The sequence below is a fragment of the Aminobacter sp. P4_D5 genome (assembly GCF_056401815.1).
On record NZ_JBFUIP010000022.1, the window covers coordinates 17,916 to 36,382 of the forward strand.

Sequence of the window (18,467 nt, forward strand, 5' to 3'; positions counted from 1 at the left end):
GCCTTCAAAGCTCCAGGCGCATCAACGGGCGGCCAGGCCTGCGTTCGGCGGTGCGGGCGAAGCCTGCTTTTTCGAATACCCGCGTCGAGCCGACGAACAGGCCGACCGAGCGCGAATCCTTCGACTGGTCCATCGGACACGCTTCAACAATACGAGCGCCCGATTGCCGCGCGAATGCGATGCCGGCATCGACAAGTCGATGCGTCAGCCCCTGGCCACGCGCTGTTTTGCGAATGAAAAAACACGAGATCGCCCAAACTAGCGGGTCGCTGGCATCGCCCGGCTCAAACGGTGCCGAGCCCCTGCCCGCATTGTTGAACTCCGGCACGTCGGCGCGCGGGCCGATCTGCATCCAGCCGCTCGCCTCATTGTCTTCGAATGCTAGCAAACCCGGCGGCGGGCCAGCCTCGATACGCGCCTTGATGTGATCCTTGTTGCTCTCGCGATTGTTTTCTCGGCGTGCTGCCGGCGGCAGCCTGAAATAGGTGCACCAGCAGCCGTAGCAGGCGCCCTGCTTGCCGAACAACTCCTCGAAATGCGGCCACAGATCGGGCGTCAACGGCGAGATGGCAATAGTCATGGTATAGCTCCGTCACACGGCCTTGTCCCGACGGGACAGCTGACATAAAATCTCGGCTGTTCTCTTTATGTTCGCAGTGAAGGCAATGCCTGTCAACGATCCCAGCCACGGTTTCTGCCGCGACTGCCTTGCCCTTCAGCGTGGCGCGGGGCCGCGTTGTCATGCTTGCGGCAGCCCACGCCTGTTGCGCCATCCCGAACTCTACAAGCTGCATCTCGCCCATATCGACTGCGATGCCTTCTACGCGGCCGTGGAAAAACGCGACAACCCTGACCTGAAGGACAAGCCCGTCATCATTGGCGGTGGCAAGCGCGGCGTGGTCTCTACCTGCTGCTACATCGCCCGCATTCATGGCGTGCGCTCGGCCATGCCGATGTTCAAGGCGCTGGAGGCTTGCCCCGAAGCGGTCGTCGTCAGCCCAGACATGGAAAAATATGTCCGCGTCGGGCGCGAGGTGCGTTCGATGATGCAGGCGCTGACGCCGCTGGTCGAGCCTATCTCCATCGATGAGGCCTTCCTCGATCTCAACGGCACCGAGCGGCTGCATGGACTGCCGCCGGCGCTGGTGCTCGCCCGCTTTGCAATTACGGTGGAAAAGGAGATCGGCATCACCGTCTCCGCCGGGCTGTCCTACTGCAAGTTCCTCGCCAAGATCGCCTCGGACTTCCGCAAACCGCGCGGATTTTCTGTCATCGGCGAAGCGGAGGCGGTCGGCTTCCTGGCGCAACAGCCGGTGACGATGATCTGGGGGGTCGGCAAGGCGTTTGCCGCGACGCTCGAAAGCGATGGCATCCGTTCCATCGGCCAATTGCAGCGCATGGATCGCGGCGACCTGATGCGCCGCTACGGCACAATGGGCAGCCGGCTCTTCCATCTGTCGCGCGGCCAGGACGACAGGCAGGTTTCGCCCGACCAAGAGGCCAAGAGCGTTTCTGCCGAAACCACCTTCGACAGCGACCTCGCCTCGTCGGCTGACCTTGTGCCGGTGCTGCGGGCACTGTCGGAAAAAGTCTCGGCCCGGCTGAAGAAAGCGAAAATCGCCGGCCGCACGGTCGTGCTCAAACTCAAGACGCAAGACTTCAAGACAAGGACACGCAACCGCCAGCTTGCCGACCCGACACGGCTTGCCGACCGCATCTTCCAGACCGGCATGCAATTGCTGGAGAAAGAGACCGACGGCACCAAATATCGCCTGCTCGGCATTGGCGTCAGCGACCTGTCGGACGACGAACGCGCCGATCCGCCTGATCTTGTCGACACCCAGTCGCGCAAGCGTGCTCTGGCCGAAGGCGCCATGGACGCCTTGCGCAACAAGTTCGGCAGAACTGCCGTCGAGACAGGCTATACGTTCGGCAAGGGCCGAAACGCCCATCCGCCCGAGCCGCTGGAAGAGTAACCACCGCGACCCGATTTAGCCCTGCTCAGGCTGCCTTCTGCACAGAGCTCACGACGCCCATGTTATCAACGACGCATGTATAGCGTTGGCCCGATGCATTGAGTTCGACCTGGTATCTGGTGGCGTCGAGCGTGGACGAGCCTACCGGCAGTACTTTGCTGCTGTCGACGCCGGCCTGTGTTGCCGTTGCGGTGGCACAAGTCAGTTGCAGGTCCGCCGGCGCGGTCTGCACAGTTGTCCGTGCCATGTTCTGCGGCTCGGGTGCGGTGGAGGAGCAGCCTGCGACCGCAAAGCCGATCAGCAAGCCAGTTCCGGCAAGAAAAGCTGTTCGCATGATATCCCCTCATTCGACGTGCTTATTGTTATTAGATGACGGCGCTTACACCCCCTTGTAGAGCGCAGCCCCCTGCATCAGCACCACGACCTTTGCCCCGACCTGGACCTGCGAGTACAGGTCGACGATGTCGTCATTGTTCATGCGGATACAGCCGGACGAAACGTCGAGTCCGATCGTCCAGGGTTCGGGTGTGCCGTGGATGCGGTAGATGGTGTCCTGATCGCCCTGGTAGAGATAAAGCGCACGCGCACCGAGCGGATTGTCGGGACCGCCGGGCATGCCGCCGGCAAATTTCACGGCGTTCGGATCACGCGCCACCATTTCGGCCGGCGGTGTCCAGGTCGGCCATTCGGCCATGCGCCCGACACGCACGATGCCGGCCCAGCCAAAACCATCGCGGCCAACGCCGATGCCGTAGCGCACGGCCTTGAGCCCAGGCAGCACGAGATAGAGGAAGTGCTGGTTGCCGTCGATGATGATCGTTCCCGGCTTCTCAGCGGTGCGGAAGTCGACGACCTGGCGCCGGAAAGCGTCGGGAACCTGGCCATGGGCGGCGTAGTATTGCCGCGCTTTTTTGCGATCGTAGTTGATCCACTTGTGCGTCTTGGGGTCGAATATCTGCGTCTGATCGGCCAGCGCCAGTGTCGTACCCAGTCCGATAGCCACGGAAAGTGCAACGGCCTGACCCAACTTTCCACCTAGACGCGATATGCCTGTCATTGAGCTTGTCCCCGTTTGCCGCTTGTCCGGCCTACTGCAACCATGCCTTGACGCGATCCTCGTGGGTCGCCACCCATTGCTCCGCAAATTTCGCTGGATCCTGCCGTTCGACTTCGATGGCGTAACTCATCGCGGTCACCTCGTCGGCGGTGAAATCAATATTGTCGAGGAACTTGGCGACCTGCGGCAAGCGTTTGGACAGGGACGTTGCATAAGCGACGCTGAAGCTTGACGGCTTCCAGGCCACGGGCGCGTCTGACTTCGACAGCCACATCGGATCGTCCGCCTGCAATACGATGTTCCATTTCGCTGCATCGAAAGGCGGCTCGCTGAGCTGCTTGAGCTGATGAAGTTCGAACACGTGATGCGGGCTGTAACAGTAGAAAACGATCGGCTTGTCCGTCGCAGCCGCTGCGTCGACAGCCGACATGGCCACCTCCTCGGGCATTTCGAGCAGCGTCATGGTGTCGGCATAGCCATAGCTCTTGGCGTGAATGCGCTCGACATCGGTCGACAGCCAACCACGTGCGCCAATCCACATCTCGCCCTTGCCGTCGCCATCGGTGTCGAAGACCTTGGCCTTGGCGGGATCCTTCAAGTCCGCAACGTCGTGAATGCCAAAGTCGTCATAGGTCTTCTGCGTGACGCAAAGCCCTTGGGTCGCCGCCACGTTGCGCGAGCTGAGATGGACGGTTCCGCGTTCGGTGCTGAATCTCTGGATGAGCTGGTCGAAATTCGGTTGCCACACTTCAGGGTAAACATCGACCGCCCCTGAATCCATGCCCGTGAAGGCGATCATCGTCCCCATCTCCTGGACGTCGACCTTGACCTGAAGGGATTTTTCGAGCGCGGCCTTGATGATGTTTGCGGACGCCTGTCCGGAAGGCCAATTGGGCATCGCCACGACCAGATCGGCAGCCGACGCCTGGAGGGCTCCTGCGAAGATCGCAGCTGTAGTGCAGACACCACGCAATAGGGGCTTCATATCGTCCGCCTGCTTCGTTTCCGCTGACAGGCAGGATTTATTCTTATCAAGGCCAAGTCAAGCCGAGTTCCTCGACAATCGGTAGGCGCGAAAAATCGATGGCTTCAGATAGGCTCCCCTTCGATGACGCTGATGCGCGGACCGGCAGCGATCGTTCGCGTCAGCCTGAAGCCGGAGGCGTTGAAGAGTTTCGCAAATTCTTCGGCGGTCCTCTCCTGCCCTCCCGGCGCCACCAGCATATTGAGGTCGGCGAACTTTGCGCCCGCGCCCTCGTTGGGCGGGGCCAACACCGCCTCCAGTACCAGCAGATTTCCGCCTGGCCGCAACGCACGGCGGCAGCTTTTCAGGATTGCGATGGAACGCTCGTCGTCCCAATCATGCAGGACCGATTTCATGAGCTGTACGTCTGCCCCATCGGGTACCGCTGCAAAGAAGTCACCGCCGACAATTTGGCACCGATCCGCGACCGAGGCGGCCTGAAGCGTAGGAAGCGCACCAGCAACCACCTGCGGCTGGTCAAACAGGATGCCTCTTGGAGCAGGATTGCGGGAAAGTATTTCGGCGAGAAGCGCGCCCTGCCCGCCGCCGATATCCATAACGACCTCGAACGGGCTGAAATCATAGGCGGCAAGCACCGCATCGGCCACCAGGCGCGACAACGCGGTCATGGCCCGGTCAAAGATCACCGACTCCTCGGGATGCTCCGCCCGATACTGCCAGACTCCCATGCCGTGCGCGTGATGGAAGGCGTTCTCGCCGGTGCGCACGCTATGCAGCAAGTCGCTCCACGCCTGCCGATAGTAGGATCTCTCGACAAGGCGCGCCCAAGGCGCAACAGATTGCGGCGCATCGGAGCGCAGGCCCGACCCAAGCGCGGTCAGCGAGAAACGACGGTCATCTCCTTCACGCAAGACGCCAACCGAAGCCAATGCGCGCAGCAGCCGGTAAAGCGCCTGTGGATGGGAATGCGTTGCCGCGGCGAGATCGTCGCTGGTACGGCTAGCGTCTTTCAGCTGATCAGCGATGCCCAGTGCTGCTGCAACGCAGATTGCCTGGGACACCTGGTATCCATTGACCATCTGCAGGAGTTGATTGGCGGCGGCATTCTCGTCCATGACGATACTCCTGCTTCAAACATGAGCAAAAGCTAAAGTACCAGCACAGGTTGCTGTCCGCAACGCGCCCTCAATTGGCATCGGCAAAGAACCTTGTTCGACGTGCCGATCCCGCCGCAGCCAGATCCGGAGGCGGGTGCAATGCCGCGGGCAGAGCGTCCGGCGCTATGGCCAAGTCGCGCGACTAGACCAGTTCAACCTCAACAACACCCGGTACGGCCCGCATCGCAGATGCGATCGACGGCGTGATGCGATAGCGATTGGGCAGCTCGATCTCGATCTCGCCTTGCGCCTCGCCCTTGAGCACGATGAAGCTGACCTCGCCCTCGCCGCGCACGGTCAGCTGGTTGGACAGCATGTTCAACGGAGCTGCGTCGCGCACGAAGATGCGCAGGGTCTTTTGCACCCGGCTTGCTTCGTCCTCAAGCGACTGCACGGTCTGGATGCGCAGATTGACACCCTCCGGGCGGTCTTCCGCTGCCACCGTAATGACCACAGACCTGCCTGGCTCAAGCAGGTCGCGATATTGCGCCAGCGCCTCCGAAAACAGCACGGACTCATATTGCCCGGAGACGTCGGAGAACTGGATGACGCCCATCTTGTTGCCGGTCTTGGTCTTGCGCTCCTGCTTGGTCGTGACAGTTCCGGCGAGGCGACCGGCAGTCGCGCCACGCTTCACGGCGGCGGCAAAATCGGTCCAATTCTGGACACGCATTTTTTCGAGCGCCGACTTGTATTCGTCGAGCGGATGCGCCGACAGATAGAAGCCGACGACCTGGAACTCGCGGTGCAGGCGATCGGCCGGCAGCCAGGCATCGGCCTGCGGCAGGTGCAGCACCGGCGCCTGGCCAGAAAAAGCGCTGCCGAAAATGTCGGACTGGCCAAGCGTGGCGTTCTCATGCGCCAGCGAAGCCAGGCCCATCATCCGCTCGATGCCGGCCATCAGCGCTGCGCGCTCATAGCCGAAGCAGTCGAAGGCGCCGGCCATGATCAGGCTTTCAAACACACGCTTGCCGACGATCTTGGGGTCGATGCGCTCGCAGAAATCGGCGAGACTGGCGAAAGGCTTTTCCGTACGCTTGGCAACGATGTGCTGGACCGCGGCCTCACCCACGCCCTTGATGGCGGAGAGAGAGTAGAAGATCTTCTTTTCGCCGACCTCGAAGTCGCGGAAGCTGGTCATGACAGACGGCGGCACGACGTCGATGCCGAGGCGCATGGCGTCCTGGCGGAAGTCGTTTAGCTTGTCCGTGTTGGACATATCGTAGGTCATCGACGCGGCGAGGAACTCGACCGGATAATGCGCCTTGAGATACGCCGTCTGGTAGGAAACGATGGCGTATGCAGCGGCGTGCGACTTGTTGAAGCCGTAGTCGGCGAACTTGGCGAGCAGATCAAAGATGGAATTGGATTGGGGCTTGGAGACGCCTTTTTCCATCGCGCCGGTGACGAAGCGCTCGCGCTGCTTGTCCATCTCGGCGCGGATCTTCTTGCCCATGGCGCGACGTAGAAGATCGGCTTCGCCGAGCGAATAGCCCGACAGCTCCTGCGCGATCTGCATCACCTGTTCCTGGTAAACGATGACCCCTTGGGTCTCCTTCACCAGATGGTCGATCATCGGATGGATCGAGGCGATCTCCTCGTCGCCATGCTTGCGGGCGTTGTAGGTCGGGATGTTCTCCATCGGGCCGGGACGATAGAGCGCCACCAGCGCGATGATGTCTTCGACGCGGTCGGGTTTCATGCCGATCAGCGCCTTGCGCATGCCGGCACTTTCAACCTGGAAGATGCCGACGGTTTCGCCGCGCGACAGCATGGCATAGGTCAGCGGATCGTCGAGCGGGATCAGCGCCAGGTCGATGTCGACACCACGCCGGCTGATGAACTGCAGCGCCTTCTGCAGCACCGTCAGGGTCTTCAGGCCAAGGAAGTCGAACTTCACCAGCCCGGCCTGCTCAACATATTTCATGTTGAACTGGGTGACCGGCATGTCCGAGCGCGGATCGCGGTACATCGGCACCAGTTCGGACAGCGGCCGGTCGCCGATGACGATACCGGCGGCATGGGTCGACGCGTGGCGATAGAGCCCTTCCAGCTTTTGTGCCATGTCGAGCAGCGTCTGGACGATCGGCTCGCGCTCGGCCTCTTCGGCGAAACGCGGTTCGCCCTCGATGGCCTGGCCAAGCGTCACCGGATTGGCCGGGTTCTGCGGCACCATCTTGCACAGCTTGTCGACCTGGCCGTAGGGCATCTGCAGTACACGGCCGACGTCGCGCAGCACGGCGCGCGCCTGCAGCGTTCCAAAGGTGATGATCTGCCCGACCTGCTCGCGGCCATACTTGCCCTGGACGTAGCGGATCACCTCTTCGCGGCGGTCCTGGCAGAAGTCGATGTCGAAGTCGGGCATCGAGACTCGGTCGGGATTGAGGAAGCGCTCGAACAGCAGCGAAAAACGCAAAGGGTCGACGTCGGTGATGGTGAGCGCATAGGCGACCAGCGAACCGGCACCAGAACCACGCCCGGGGCCGACGGGGATGCCTTGCATCTTTCCCCATTTGATGAAGTCGGCAACGATCAGGAAGTAGCCCGGAAACTTCATGCGCTCGATGATGCCGAGCTCGTATTCCAGCCGCTCGGTATATTGCTCTGGTGTGTAGCCTTCGGCCAAGCCCCGCGAGGCGATGCGCATGGCAAGCCCCTGATGGGCCTGCCGCGTCAGCTCCTCAGCCTCGGCTGCAACCGCGGCAGCCGCATCGGCGATGTCGCCACCAGTGAAGCGCGGCAGGATCGGATCGCGGTTCTTGGGATAATAAGAACAGCGGCGGGCAATCTCGATAGTATTGTCGATCGCCTCAGGCAGATCGGCAAAAAGCTCCGCCATCTCCTTCTGTGACTTCAGAAAATTATCGGGCGTCAGCCGTCGGCGATTGTCTTCGGCGACCACCGAACCCTCGGCGATGGCGATGAGCGCGTCATGCGCCTCATAGTCGGCGCGCGCCGGGAAAAATGCCTCGTTGGTGGCCACCAGCGGCAGATAGTGGCGATAGGCAAGCTCGATGGTTGCCGCCTCTACAACGCGGTCATAGCCGGCCAGCCGTTCAAGCTCGACATAGAGCCTGTCGCCGAATAACGCCTTCAGGCTCAGCAGGCGGCTTTCGGCGAGTGCCGCGTGGTCACTCTTGATCGCAGCTCCGATCGGTCCGCGCGGCCCGCCGGTCAGGCAGATGATGCCTTCGGCAGAAGCTGCAAGCCAATCGAGCGTCGCATGGACCGGATCACCGGGCGGCGTCTCCAGATAGAGCCGACTGACCAGCCGCACGAGATTGGCGTAGCCGGTCTCGGTCGCGGCGATCAGCACGACAGGGAACAGGACGAGCGCCTGCTTCCAGCCATGGCTGCGCTGGGTGTCGTCGCCGCCATCTGCAAAGTCGATATCGACCTGGCAACCGATCAGTGGCTGTATGCCGTCCTTGGTTGCCTTCTGGGCGAATTCGAGCGCACCGAACAAATTATTGCTGTCGGTAACGGCGATCGCTGGTGCCGCATCCTTTGCGGCATGGGCGACGACCTTGTTGAGCGGCAAGGCACCTTCAAGCAGCGAATAGGCAGAATGGACGCGAAGATGAATGAACATCCGCGCCGAAACCTCTGGCTTTTCTGCATTTTTCAACGCTTCGCGCTTGAGCGGATCGCGTGGGAGCCTGTCACTCGACATCGAATCGTTTGCCTTGCAAGGGAGATTTCGGCCGCCATGTTCCGCCACACCCGCTGCCATGTCCATCCCGCAAGGGGTCGCGCTGGCAACGGCTTGTGGAGTATCATCGCGGGCGCCGCTTTACGACCGCTTTGCGTCGCCTTCGCGGTTGATCGCCTCGGCAAAACCTGAAACCTTGCCGCCGAACTTTTGCCCCTGATTTCTCTTGAAGGAACATCGCCATGAAAACCCGCGCCGCAGTCGCCGTTGGAGCTGGAAAGCCGCTCGAGATCATGGAGGTTGACCTCGAGGGGCCGCGCGAGGGCGAGGTGCTGGTCGAGATCAAGGCGACCGGCATCTGCCACACCGACGAATTCACTTTGTCGGGTGCTGACCCCGAAGGCATCTTTCCTGCCATTCTCGGCCATGAGGGTGCGGGTGTCGTCGTCGACGTCGGCAAGGGTGTGACCTCGCTCAAGAAGGGCGATCACGTCATCCCGCTCTACACGCCTGAATGCCGCACGTGCCCGTCGTGCCTGTCGCGGAAAACCAACCTCTGCACCGCGATCCGCGCGACGCAAGGGCAAGGCTTGATGCCGGATGGCTCGAGCCGCTTTTCGATCGGCAAGGACAAGATCTTCCACTACATGGGCTGCTCGACCTTTTCGAACTTCACCGTGCTGCCCGAGATCGCACTTGCCAAGGTCAACCCCGACGCGCCGTTCGACAAGATCTGCTACATCGGCTGCGGCGTGACCACCGGCATCGGTGCTGTCATCAACACCGCCAAGGTCGAGATCGGTGCGACAGCCATCGTCTTCGGTCTCGGTGGCATCGGCCTCAACGTGCTGCAGGGTCTGCGCCTTGCCGGTGCCGACATGATCATCGGCGTCGACATCAACAATGACCGCAAGGCGTGGGGCGAAAAGTTCGGCATGACGCACTTCGTCAACCCGAAGGAGGTCGACGGCGACATCGTTCCCTATCTCGTCAACATGACCAAGCGCGGTGCCGACCAGATCGGTGGCGCCGACTACACCTTCGACTGCACCGGCAACGTCAAGGTGATGCGCCAGGCACTTGAAGCCAGCCATCGCGGCTGGGGTGAATCGATCGTCATCGGTGTCGCCGGTGCCGGCCAGGAGATCGCGACGCGGCCGTTCCAGCTGGTCACCGGCCGGACCTGGAAGGGCACCGCCTTCGGCGGCGCGCGCGGCCGCACCGACGTGCCCAAGATCGTCGAGTGGTACATGGAGGGCAAGATCCAGATCGACCCGATGATCACCCACACGCTCAAGCTCGAAGACATCAACAAGGGTTTTGACCTGATGCATGCAGGCGAAAGCATCAGAAGTGTCGTGGTCTACTGATGAGCGAGGTCGCATACGAGGTCGATGTCAGGKGGCTGGACGACCTGCCCCCACGCGACCTCTATGCGATGCTGAAGATGCGCATCGACGTCTTCGTCGTTGAACAGAAATGCGCATTCCCCGAAATGGACGGCAAGGATCCTGAGGCGTTGCACCTCAGGATCCTTGCCGGCACGGAATTGCTGGCGAGCACGCGTATCATCGCGCCGTCCGGCACCGACGATCCGGCCCATATCGGCCGGGTCGTCGTGTCGCCCGACCATCGCGGCAAGCGCCTCGGCGAAAAGCTGATGGCGGAATCCGTCTCCGCCTGCGAACGGCTGTTTCCGGACAGGCCTATCGCGCTCTCCGCGCAGAGCCATCTCGAGAAGTTTTATGCGTCGTTCGGCTTCGAGACGGTGTCGGAGGAATATCTGGAAGACGATATCCCCCATATCGACATGCTGCGTCCGAGGTCGCACACCGGCTCGACAGGTCAAAGTCAGGCCTGACGGCCACGCCATTGGCGCGCCGCCCTGGTAGTCACTCTGCCAGGCATCGGCCTTTTCGGCCCATTGTTCGCGATTGATCAGATGTGCCATGGTCGACCTCCGTTCGACGCGCCGACCATAGCCACAGATATCCTCTCCCGGAACCATGCCTGAAATGACTGAAAATGCCCCCATCATCTATGTCGATGCCGACGCCTGCCCGGTGAAGGACGAGGTGGTGAAGGTCGCAGAACGGCTCGACCTTGTCGTCACCTTCGTCTCCAATGGCGGCCTGAGGCCGTCGCGCGACCTGATGATCCGCAACGTCGTCGTCTCCAAGGGAGCGGACGCTGCCGATGACTGGATCATCGAGAACGCGCGCGCCAACGACATCGTCGTCACCGCCGACATTCCGCTGGCTGCCAGGGCGGTCGCGCTTGGCGCGCATGTGCTGGGCCCCACCGGCAGGCCGTTCACACCCGAAAGCATCGGCATGGCAGTGGCCATGCGCGACCTCAAGCAGCATCTGCGCGAAACCGGCGAGAGCAAGGGCTACAACGCTTCCTTCGCACCGCAGGATCGGTCGCGCTTTCTGGGCGCCCTTGACCAGACGGCACGACGGGCGCTCCGGTCGGTTCCTTCTGGCAAAGGTGAGCCCGAATGATGCGGTTTCGCCGACACTTCATTTTCGCGGCCAGCGCCGCTGTCGGCTTGATCGCACTTGGCGCGGCTCTGTTTCTGCAACATCCCTTGAGCTATGCAATTGCCGCCAATGCTTTTTTCGTGGCCTACATTTTCCTTGTGCTGCGCGAAATGCCGAAGCTGACAGCGGACTTCCTGAGCCGGCGTGCCCAGCAGGCGGACGAGCCTATCTGGATCATCTTCCTGGTCACGATCGGCATCGTTGCGGTGGCAGTAGGGTCGCTGTTTGTACTGATGAACGCGAAGCAGTCCCCGCATCCCTACTGGCTTGCCTTTTCGCTGCTGTCATTGCCGTTGGGCTGGTCCACCATCCATGCCATGGCGGCGTTGCACTACGCCCACCTCTTCTGGAAGGGCGACAAGAACCAAACGACCTCAACACGCAGCCGGATTCCGGTCGGGGGATTGATATTTCCAGATACCGAGCGCCCCTGCGGCTGGGATTTTCTCTATTTCTCCCTCGTCATCGGGATGACCGCTCAGACCGCCGACACCAATATCTCCACGACGGTGATGCGAAAGGCTGTAATGGCCCATTCGGTCCTGTCGTTCTTCTTCAACACCATCATCGTGGCTGCCGCGGTCAATCTGGTGGTTTCACTGGCAAGCTGACCGGCTCACGCGAATATCATCGCAACGGCGAAACAAAATCCAATCTCCAAGCGTAATCACTTCCGAAGGGGCGTAAAATGACGTCCCGCGATGGCTGAGGCCACGGGAGGTCAGGTCCGATGGAAAGCCAGGCACGCACGGCGCAGCAGGCGGATGAGCAGCCCGCGCCGATCGCAGATGGCGAACTGGTCTACCGCCAAACGCGCTGGACCCGCCTCACCCACTTGGTCTGGGCGCTGTCGCTGTTTTTCCTGCTGCTGAGTGGCCTGCAGATCTTCAACGCCCACCCCGCGCTCTATATCGGCCAGCAATCGGGCTTTGCTTTCAACAATGGCGTGCTTGCCATCGGCGCGGAAAATACCGCAACAGGACCAGTTGGTTACACCACAATTCTCGGAAATCGTTTCAACACCTCGGGCGTGCTAGGGCTGTCAGGTCCGGCCGACAATCCGAGCGGTCGCGCCTTCCCGGCATGGGCAACGATTCCCTCCGGCCAGGACCTTGCGACGGGGCGCGTGGTGCATTTCTTCTTCGCCTGGCTTTTGTCCGGCACGCTGCTCGTCTGGCTCATCGCCAGCCTGTTCAGCGGCCATCTACGCCGCGATCTCGCACCGGGCATCGATGATCTGCGCCGGCTGCCCAAGGACATTTCCGACCACGCAAGGCTGAAATTCCATCACGGCCGCGACTACAACACGCTGCAGAAGCTCGCCTATGGCGGCGTGTTGTTCGTGCTGCTGCCACTAATGATCCTGACCGGGCTTGCCATGTCGCCGAGCATGAACGCCGCGATCCCGTTCCTCACTGACATGCTGGGTGGGCGGCAGACCGCACGCACCATTCATTTCATCACCATGCTGCTGATCGTCGGCTTCTTCATCGTTCATATGCTGATGATCCTCGCTGCCGGTCCGATCAATGAACTGCGCTCGATCGTCACCGGCTGGTATCGCACCGACCGGGCTGAAAACGACCGCCCCAAGGGGAGCGACTGAGATGCCCAAATTGGACATGCCGAAGTTCCAGATCACCCGCAGGCGCTTCCTCACAGCCGCCACGCTCGGGGCATCGACCGTTGCGCTGTCTGGCTGCGATGCCTTCGACTTCCTGCAGGACCGCGACAGCAGCGTGCGCAACTTCCTCACTGGTGCCAACGATCTGACCTATCATGCTCAAAGGTTAATTGCCGGCCGCAACTCCCTGGCGCAGGAATTCACCGAGGCTGACATCCGCCAGCCGCAGCGGCCGAACGGCATCACCGCGCCCAACGACAGCGTCTATTTGGGGCTCCAGGTCAACGACTTCGCCGATTGGCGGCTGGAGGTCATTGGCCTTGTCGAAAAGCCGTTGTCACTGTCGCGGCAGCAACTGATGGATATGCCCTCTCGCACCCAGATCACCCGCCATGACTGCGTCGAAGGCTGGAGCTGCATCGCCAAATGGACCGGCGTGCCGATGGCGCTGGTGCTCGACCAGGCGGTGGTCAAGCCTGAGGCGCGCTATGTCGTTTTCCATTGCCTCGACACGATCGAGCAAAGCCTGTCGGGCGACATCAAATATTACGGCTCGATCGACCTGATCGACGCGCGCCACCCGCAAACGATCCTCGCCTATGGCATGAATGGTGGCCCGCTGCCGGTGGAAAACGGGGCGCCGCTGCGCGTGCGGGTCGAGCGCCAGCTCGGCTACAAGATGCCAAAATACCTCCACAAGATCGAACTGGTCGACAGCTTTGGGGTCATGGGCCTCGGCAAGGGCGGCTATTGGGAAGACCGCGGCTACGACTGGTATGGCGGCATCTGACGGCGATCGTCCTTGCCTCCACTACCCGGAAGTATTGGATAGGACTATCCTCCCGGTGAATAAGCACTGCGCGTCTAGGTGACAAAGCGTCGTGCTTGGGATATTGACGACTCGTCGAGGGCCTTTGCGGGCTCTACCTGTTTGCGGGAGAGAACAGCGGAAGCTGTCGCCGAAGGGGAAATCGCCCGAAATCTCTCAGGCAAAAGAACCGTAGACGGGAAAGACACTCTGGAAAGTCGGGACTTCGATCCCGCGCCGAAGGTGTAAGCGCTGCCGACAGAGTTCCGGAGCGCGAGTCTCTCAGGCTTCAGACAGAGGGGCACGGAATGGCCGCCGCAGCGGCTGGACACGTGCGACTCTGGAGAAGACATGACGGGCGACCATACCAACGAACTACCCCTTGCTGACCTGCATTCCGCCGCTGGTGCGCGCTTTGGCGCCTTCGCCGGCTGGAACATGCCGCTGACCTACCCTGCCGGCGTGATGAAGGAGCACCTTCACACGCGTGAACATGTCGGCCTGTTCGATATCTCCCACATGAAGCTGTTCGTGGTCAGCGGCCCCGGTGTTGCCGACCTGCTCAACCGGGCCTGCCCGCTCGATGCCAAGGCACTTGAGCTCAAGCAGTCGAAATACACCTTCTTCCTCACCGAGAGGGCGGGCGTCATCGACGACCTGATCATCACCAGGCTCGGCGACGAGCGCTTCATGGTGGTGGAGAACGCTGGCAATGCCGCAACCGACGAAGCGCATTTGCGCGCTCTGGCCAAGGATTTCGACGCCAAGGTCGAACCGCTTGACCGCGTCTTCATCGCGATCCAGGGCCCTGAAGCAGCAGCGGTGCTCGGACAAGCCGGCATCGCCACCGAAGACCTGTTTTTCATGCAGGGCTTCGAGCCACGCACCAACTGGTTCATGAGCCGTTCGGGCTACACCGGCGAGGACGGTTTTGAGATCGGCCTTCCTGAGGCCGACGCCCGCGAACTGCTAGGCAAGCTGCTCGGCGACGAGCGCGTCATGTGGATCGGCCTTGCCGCCCGCGACAGCCTGCGCCTTGAAGCTGGTCTGTGCCTGCACGGCAACGACATCACACCCGACACTGACCCGGCAAGTGCGGGCCTGATGTGGGCGATCCCCAAGGACCTGCGTGCTGGCGGCAAGTTCATCGGCGCTGAAGCGCTCGCGAAAATCCTCGCTGGAGGCGCCAAGCAAAAGCGCGTTGGCTTGAAGGCCGAAGGCCGCCAGCCGGTCCGTTCAGGCGCTGAACTCTTTGACGCGGACGGCAATCCGATCGGCCGCGTCACGTCAGGCGGCTTTGGCCCATCGGCTGGCTTCCCGGTCGCCATGGGCTACGTCTCAACACCACTCGCCAAGGCCGGAACCCGCGTTTTCGCCGACGTGCGCGGCACCAAGGTGCCCGTCGACGTTCATTCTCTTCCCTTCACGCAGCATCGCTATCGCAAAGGATGATTTCCATGACCAAGACCTATTACACCGAAGATCACGAATGGCTGCGCGTTGAGGGCGACATCGCAACGGTCGGCATTACCGACTACGCCCAGGAACAGCTTGGCGACCTCGTTTTCGTCGAACTGCCCGAGACCGGCCGCAAGGTCGCCAAGGGCGACGTCGCGGTTGTCGTTGAATCCGTCAAGGCAGCTTCGGACGTCTATGCGCCGCTCGACGGCGAGATCATCGACGCCAATGCAACGCTCTCTTCAGATCCGGCACTCGTCAATTCGGCAGCCACCGGCGACGGCTGGCTGTGGAAGATGAAGATCGCCAATGCGGGCCAGCTCGAAGGCCTGATGGATGAAGCGGGCTACAAAGCCCATATCGGTTGACAGGATCGCCTGAGATGACCACTGCACCTTATCCCTTTTCGGCTCGTCACATCGGGCCCGGCGCGGCGGATACCCGCGCCATGCTCGCCGCAATCGGCGTGCCTTCGGTGGAAACGCTGATTTCGCAAGCCGTTCCGAAGTCGATCCGGCTCGACCGGCCGCTGGCGCTGCCGGCACCTGCGAGCGAACATGAAGCACTTGCCGAACTCGGCGAGAAGATGGGCCGCAACAAGGTGCTGAAGAGCTTCATTGGTGCTGGCTATCACGGCGTCCATGTGCCCCCGGTCATCCAGCGCAACCTGTTCGAGAACCCGGCCTGGTACACCGCCTATACGCCTTACCAGGCCGAGATCAGCCAGGGCCGTCTGGAATTGCTGTTCCATTTCCAGACGCTGGTCGCCGAACTGACAGGCCTGCCTGTCGCTTCCGCCTCGCTGCTCGACGAAGCAACCGCAGTCGCCGAAGCTGTCGGCATCGCACTGCGCCATCATCGTGACAAGCGCAGCCGTGTCGCGCTTGCCGGTGCAGCGCATCCGCAGGTCCTCGACGTCGTGCGCACCCGCGCTGAGCCGCTCGGCACCGAGATCGACGGCGAGACCATCGACGACAACACCGCGGCATTGATCGTTTCCTGGCCCGACACCAACGGTGTCTATGGCGACCACAAGGCAGCGATCGAAAAGGCCAAGGCAGTCGGCGCGATCGTCATCTTCGTCTCCGACCCGCTCAGCCTGACGATCACCGACACCCCGGCCAGCCTCGGCGCCGACATCGCCACTGGTTCGATGCAGCGTTTTGGCGTGCCGATGGGCTTTGGCGGTCCGCACGCTGCTTATTGCGCCGTTTCCGACAAGCTCACCCGTCTGATGCCGGGCCGCCTCGTTGGCCAGTCCGTCGACAGCAAGGGCCGTCCCGGTTACCGCCTCGCACTCCAGACGCGCGAGCAGCACATCCGCCGCGACAAGGCGACGTCGAACATCTGCACCGCGCAGGCGTTGCTCGCCAACATGGCCGCGTCCTTCGCCATCTGGCATGGCCCATCGGGCCTGCAGGCGATTGCGGAACGTATCCATGGCCTGACGAGCCGTCTCGCCGAAGGCCTGAAGGCCGCCGGTCTGTCGGTGGTGGGCGACAAGCGCTTCGACACCGTCTCCATCAATGCCATGGGCAAGGCCGAAGCCTTCGCCACTGAAGCAGAGAAGACCGGCCGCCTGTTGCGTGTCATCGACGCCGACCATGTTTCGGTCGCCTTCGACGAGACCTCGACCGTTGCCGACCTCGAAGCGATCGCCGCCCTGTTTGGCGCCAAGGTCGCATCCGAGGCCAAGCGCTCGCTGCCGGGCAAGCCGCGCGGCAAGGAGTTCCTGACCCAGCCGGTGTTCCATGAGAACCGCTCGGAAACCGACATGATGCGCTTGCTGCGCAGGCTGGCCGACAAGGATTTGGCGCTCGACCGCGCGATGATCCCGCTCGGTTCCTGCACCATGAAGCTCAATGCGGCGGCCGAGATGATGCCGGTCAGCTGGCCGTCGGTCGCCAACCTGCATCCGTTCGCGCCGACCAGCCATTCGCTTGGCTACCGCGCGATGACCGACGATCTCGAAGCATGGCTCTGCGAGATCACCGGCTTCGACGCCGTCAGCCTGCAGCCGAACGCCGGCAGCCAGGGCGAATATGCCGGCCTTCTGGCGATCCGCCGCTATCACCATTCGCGTGGTGAGACCCAGCGCAACATCTGCCTGATCCCGTCTTCGGCGCATGGCACCAACCCGGCTAGTGCCGCCATGGCCGGCATGGACGTAGTGGTCGTGCACTGCCTCGACGACGGCGACATCGATGTCACCGACCTCAAGGTCAAGGCCGAGCAGCATGCCGACAAGCTCGCGGCACTGATGTTCACCTACCCCTCGACGCATGGCGTGTTCGAGGAAGGCGCGCGCGACATCTGCGAGATCGTTCATGCGCATGGCGGTCAGGTCTATTTCGACGGCGCCAACCTGAACGCGATGGTCGCACTGTCGCGGCCGGCCGATATCGGCGCCGATGTCTGCCACATGAACCTGCACAAGACCTTCTGCATCCCGCATGGCGGCGGCGGCCCCGGCATCGGCCCGATCGGCGTCAAGTCGCACCTGGCACCGTTCCTGCCCGGTCATGTCGAAATCGGCAGCGCTCACGCGGTCTCCGCGGCTCCCTTCGGCAGCGCCTCGATCCTGCCGATCACCTGGATGTACATCCGGATGATGGGTGCGTCGGGCCTCAAGCAGGCGACGGAACAGGCGATCCTCAACGCCAACTACATCGTCAGCAAGCTCGAGGCGCACTATCCGGTGCTGTTCAAGGGCCGCAACGGGCGTGTCGCGCATGAGTGCATCCTCGACACCCGCGTGCTCAAGGAAACCGCTGGCATCTCGGTCGAGGACATTGCCAAGCGCCTCATCGACTACGGCTTCCACGCCCCGACGATGTCGTGGCCGGTTGCCGGCACGCTGATGGTCGAGCCGACCGAGTCCGAGCCCAAGCACGAGATCGACCGCTTCTGCGCGGCGATGATCGCGATCGCTGGCGAAGCGGCGAAGGTCGAAAAGGGCGAATGGCCGAAGGATGACAATCCGCTGGTAAACGCCCCGCATACTGCGACAGAGACGCTGGTAGGGGATTGGAAGCACCCCTACTCGCGCCTGGAAGCAGCCTATCCGGGCGGCGATCCCGACACTGTGGCCAAGTACTGGCCGCCGGTGTCGCGCATCGACAATGTCGCCGGCGACCGCAACCTGGTCTGCGCCTGCCCGCCGTTGAGCGAGTATCTCGGCGCCGCCGAGTAACAATGTAAGGCTTG

At 62.1% G+C, this 18,467-nt stretch carries 16 protein-coding genes and 1 riboswitch; of the genes, 10 read left to right on the forward strand and 6 right to left on the reverse strand.

Annotated features, from left to right (window positions below):
• Nucleotides 1-4 precede the first annotated feature (4 nt).
• Nucleotides 5-580: an N-acetyltransferase family protein gene (locus AC1DWF_RS07525; RefSeq protein ID WP_476784393.1), complete on the reverse strand. Its 576-nt coding sequence runs from the start codon at nt 578-580 to the stop codon at nt 5-7.
• 67 nt (nt 581-647) lie between these two features.
• Between AC1DWF_RS07525 and AC1DWF_RS07530 the strand changes: the two genes are divergently transcribed.
• Entirely contained in the window at nt 648-1,976 is a 1,329-nt protein-coding gene (locus AC1DWF_RS07530) for a DNA polymerase IV (RefSeq protein ID WP_476787682.1), read from the forward strand.
• Between the two features lie 25 nt (nt 1,977-2,001).
• Here AC1DWF_RS07530 and AC1DWF_RS07535 read toward each other — a convergent pair whose 3' ends face one another.
• The 5 genes from AC1DWF_RS07535 to dnaE all read right to left on the reverse strand — a co-directional run bounded on the left by AC1DWF_RS07535 (nt 2,002) and on the right by dnaE (nt 8,848).
• Nucleotides 2,002-2,280 carry a hypothetical protein gene (locus AC1DWF_RS07535; protein WP_476841558.1) on the reverse strand — a complete coding sequence of 93 codons (279 nt, stop codon included), beginning with the start codon at nt 2,278-2,280 and terminating at the stop codon, nt 2,002-2,004.
• A gap of 75 nt (nt 2,281-2,355) precedes the next feature.
• Complete coding sequence (locus tag AC1DWF_RS07540; protein ID WP_476784399.1) at nt 2,356-3,033, reverse strand: L,D-transpeptidase; 678 nt, start codon at nt 3,031-3,033, stop codon at nt 2,356-2,358.
• A gap of 31 nt (nt 3,034-3,064) precedes the next feature.
• Nucleotides 3,065-4,018, reverse strand: a complete 954-nt coding sequence (locus AC1DWF_RS07545) for an ABC transporter substrate-binding protein (RefSeq protein WP_476784398.1) — start codon at nt 4,016-4,018, stop codon at nt 3,065-3,067.
• 104 nt (nt 4,019-4,122) lie between these two features.
• The gene (locus AC1DWF_RS07550; RefSeq protein WP_476784397.1) at nt 4,123-5,133 is read right to left on the reverse strand and encodes a methyltransferase; all 1,011 of its coding nucleotides are present in this window, start codon (nt 5,131-5,133) and stop codon (nt 4,123-4,125) included.
• A gap of 184 nt (nt 5,134-5,317) precedes the next feature.
• Nucleotides 5,318-8,848, reverse strand: a complete 3,531-nt coding sequence (dnaE, locus tag AC1DWF_RS07555; RefSeq protein WP_476841559.1) for a DNA polymerase III subunit alpha — start codon at nt 8,846-8,848, stop codon at nt 5,318-5,320.
• A gap of 221 nt (nt 8,849-9,069) precedes the next feature.
• Here dnaE and AC1DWF_RS07560 point away from each other — a divergent pair, with 221 nt between their 5' ends.
• The 9 genes from AC1DWF_RS07560 (at nt 9,070) to gcvP (ending at nt 18,453) form a co-directional block, all read left to right on the forward strand.
• The gene (locus AC1DWF_RS07560) at nt 9,070-10,197 is read left to right on the forward strand and encodes an S-(hydroxymethyl)glutathione dehydrogenase/class III alcohol dehydrogenase (protein WP_476787684.1); all 1,128 of its coding nucleotides are present in this window, start codon (nt 9,070-9,072) and stop codon (nt 10,195-10,197) included.
• Nucleotides 10,197-10,688: a GNAT family N-acetyltransferase gene (locus AC1DWF_RS07565; RefSeq protein ID WP_476841560.1), complete on the forward strand. Its 492-nt coding sequence runs from the start codon at nt 10,197-10,199 to the stop codon at nt 10,686-10,688. Before AC1DWF_RS07560 ends, AC1DWF_RS07565 begins: the two co-directional genes overlap by 1 nt.
• Nucleotides 10,689-10,842: 154 nt before the next feature.
• Entirely contained in the window at nt 10,843-11,331 is a 489-nt protein-coding gene (locus tag AC1DWF_RS07570; RefSeq protein WP_476785796.1) for a YaiI/YqxD family protein, read from the forward strand.
• Entirely contained in the window at nt 11,328-11,981 is a 654-nt protein-coding gene (locus tag AC1DWF_RS07575) for a DUF1345 domain-containing protein (protein WP_476785795.1), read from the forward strand. The genes AC1DWF_RS07570 and AC1DWF_RS07575 overlap by 4 nt, the downstream gene beginning before the upstream one ends.
• Before the next feature lie 119 nt (nt 11,982-12,100).
• Entirely contained in the window at nt 12,101-12,976 is an 876-nt protein-coding gene (locus tag AC1DWF_RS07580; RefSeq protein WP_476785794.1) for a cytochrome b/b6 domain-containing protein, read from the forward strand.
• Between the two features lie 16 nt (nt 12,977-12,992).
• Nucleotides 12,993-13,784 (forward strand): molybdopterin-binding protein, encoded by a 792-nt coding sequence (locus AC1DWF_RS07585; protein ID WP_476785799.1) that lies wholly within the window; start codon nt 12,993-12,995, stop codon nt 13,782-13,784.
• A gap of 134 nt (nt 13,785-13,918) precedes the next feature.
• Nucleotides 13,919-14,005, forward strand: a riboswitch (glycine riboswitch).
• A gap of 148 nt (nt 14,006-14,153) precedes the next feature.
• On the forward strand, nt 14,154-15,254 hold the full coding sequence (gcvT, locus tag AC1DWF_RS07590; RefSeq protein ID WP_476841561.1) for a glycine cleavage system aminomethyltransferase GcvT: 1,101 nt from the start codon (nt 14,154-14,156) through the stop codon (nt 15,252-15,254).
• 5 nt (nt 15,255-15,259) lie between these two features.
• Nucleotides 15,260-15,628 (forward strand): glycine cleavage system protein GcvH, encoded by a 369-nt coding sequence (gene gcvH / locus AC1DWF_RS07595; protein ID WP_395447006.1) that lies wholly within the window; start codon nt 15,260-15,262, stop codon nt 15,626-15,628.
• A gap of 14 nt (nt 15,629-15,642) precedes the next feature.
• Complete coding sequence (gene gcvP, locus AC1DWF_RS07600) at nt 15,643-18,453, forward strand: aminomethyl-transferring glycine dehydrogenase (protein ID WP_476787687.1); 2,811 nt, start codon at nt 15,643-15,645, stop codon at nt 18,451-18,453.
• The last annotated feature ends 14 nt before the right edge of the window (nt 18,454-18,467 follow it).

Coding starts and splice junctions, on each gene's coding strand:
- gcvP (WP_476787687.1), top strand. CDS start 15,643: ATGACCACTGCACCTTATCCCTTTTCGGCTCGTCACATCGGGCCCGGC.
- AC1DWF_RS07525 (WP_476784393.1), bottom strand. CDS start 580: ATGACTATTGCCATCTCGCCGTTGACGCCCGATCTGTGGCCGCATTTC.
- AC1DWF_RS07575 (WP_476785795.1), top strand. CDS start 11,328: ATGATGCGGTTTCGCCGACACTTCATTTTCGCGGCCAGCGCCGCTGTC.
- gcvT (WP_476841561.1), top strand. CDS start 14,154: ATGACGGGCGACCATACCAACGAACTACCCCTTGCTGACCTGCATTCC.
- AC1DWF_RS07530 (WP_476787682.1), top strand. CDS start 648: ATGTTCGCAGTGAAGGCAATGCCTGTCAACGATCCCAGCCACGGTTTC.
- AC1DWF_RS07570 (WP_476785796.1), top strand. CDS start 10,843: ATGACTGAAAATGCCCCCATCATCTATGTCGATGCCGACGCCTGCCCG.
- AC1DWF_RS07580 (WP_476785794.1), top strand. CDS start 12,101: ATGGAAAGCCAGGCACGCACGGCGCAGCAGGCGGATGAGCAGCCCGCG.
- AC1DWF_RS07550 (WP_476784397.1), bottom strand. CDS start 5,133: ATGGACGAGAATGCCGCCGCCAATCAACTCCTGCAGATGGTCAATGGA.
- gcvH (WP_395447006.1), top strand. CDS start 15,260: ATGACCAAGACCTATTACACCGAAGATCACGAATGGCTGCGCGTTGAG.
- AC1DWF_RS07540 (WP_476784399.1), bottom strand. CDS start 3,033: ATGACAGGCATATCGCGTCTAGGTGGAAAGTTGGGTCAGGCCGTTGCA.
- AC1DWF_RS07560 (WP_476787684.1), top strand. CDS start 9,070: ATGAAAACCCGCGCCGCAGTCGCCGTTGGAGCTGGAAAGCCGCTCGAG.
- AC1DWF_RS07585 (WP_476785799.1), top strand. CDS start 12,993: ATGCCGAAGTTCCAGATCACCCGCAGGCGCTTCCTCACAGCCGCCACG.
- AC1DWF_RS07545 (WP_476784398.1), bottom strand. CDS start 4,018: ATGAAGCCCCTATTGCGTGGTGTCTGCACTACAGCTGCGATCTTCGCA.
- dnaE (WP_476841559.1), bottom strand. CDS start 8,848: ATGTCGAGTGACAGGCTCCCACGCGATCCGCTCAAGCGCGAAGCGTTG.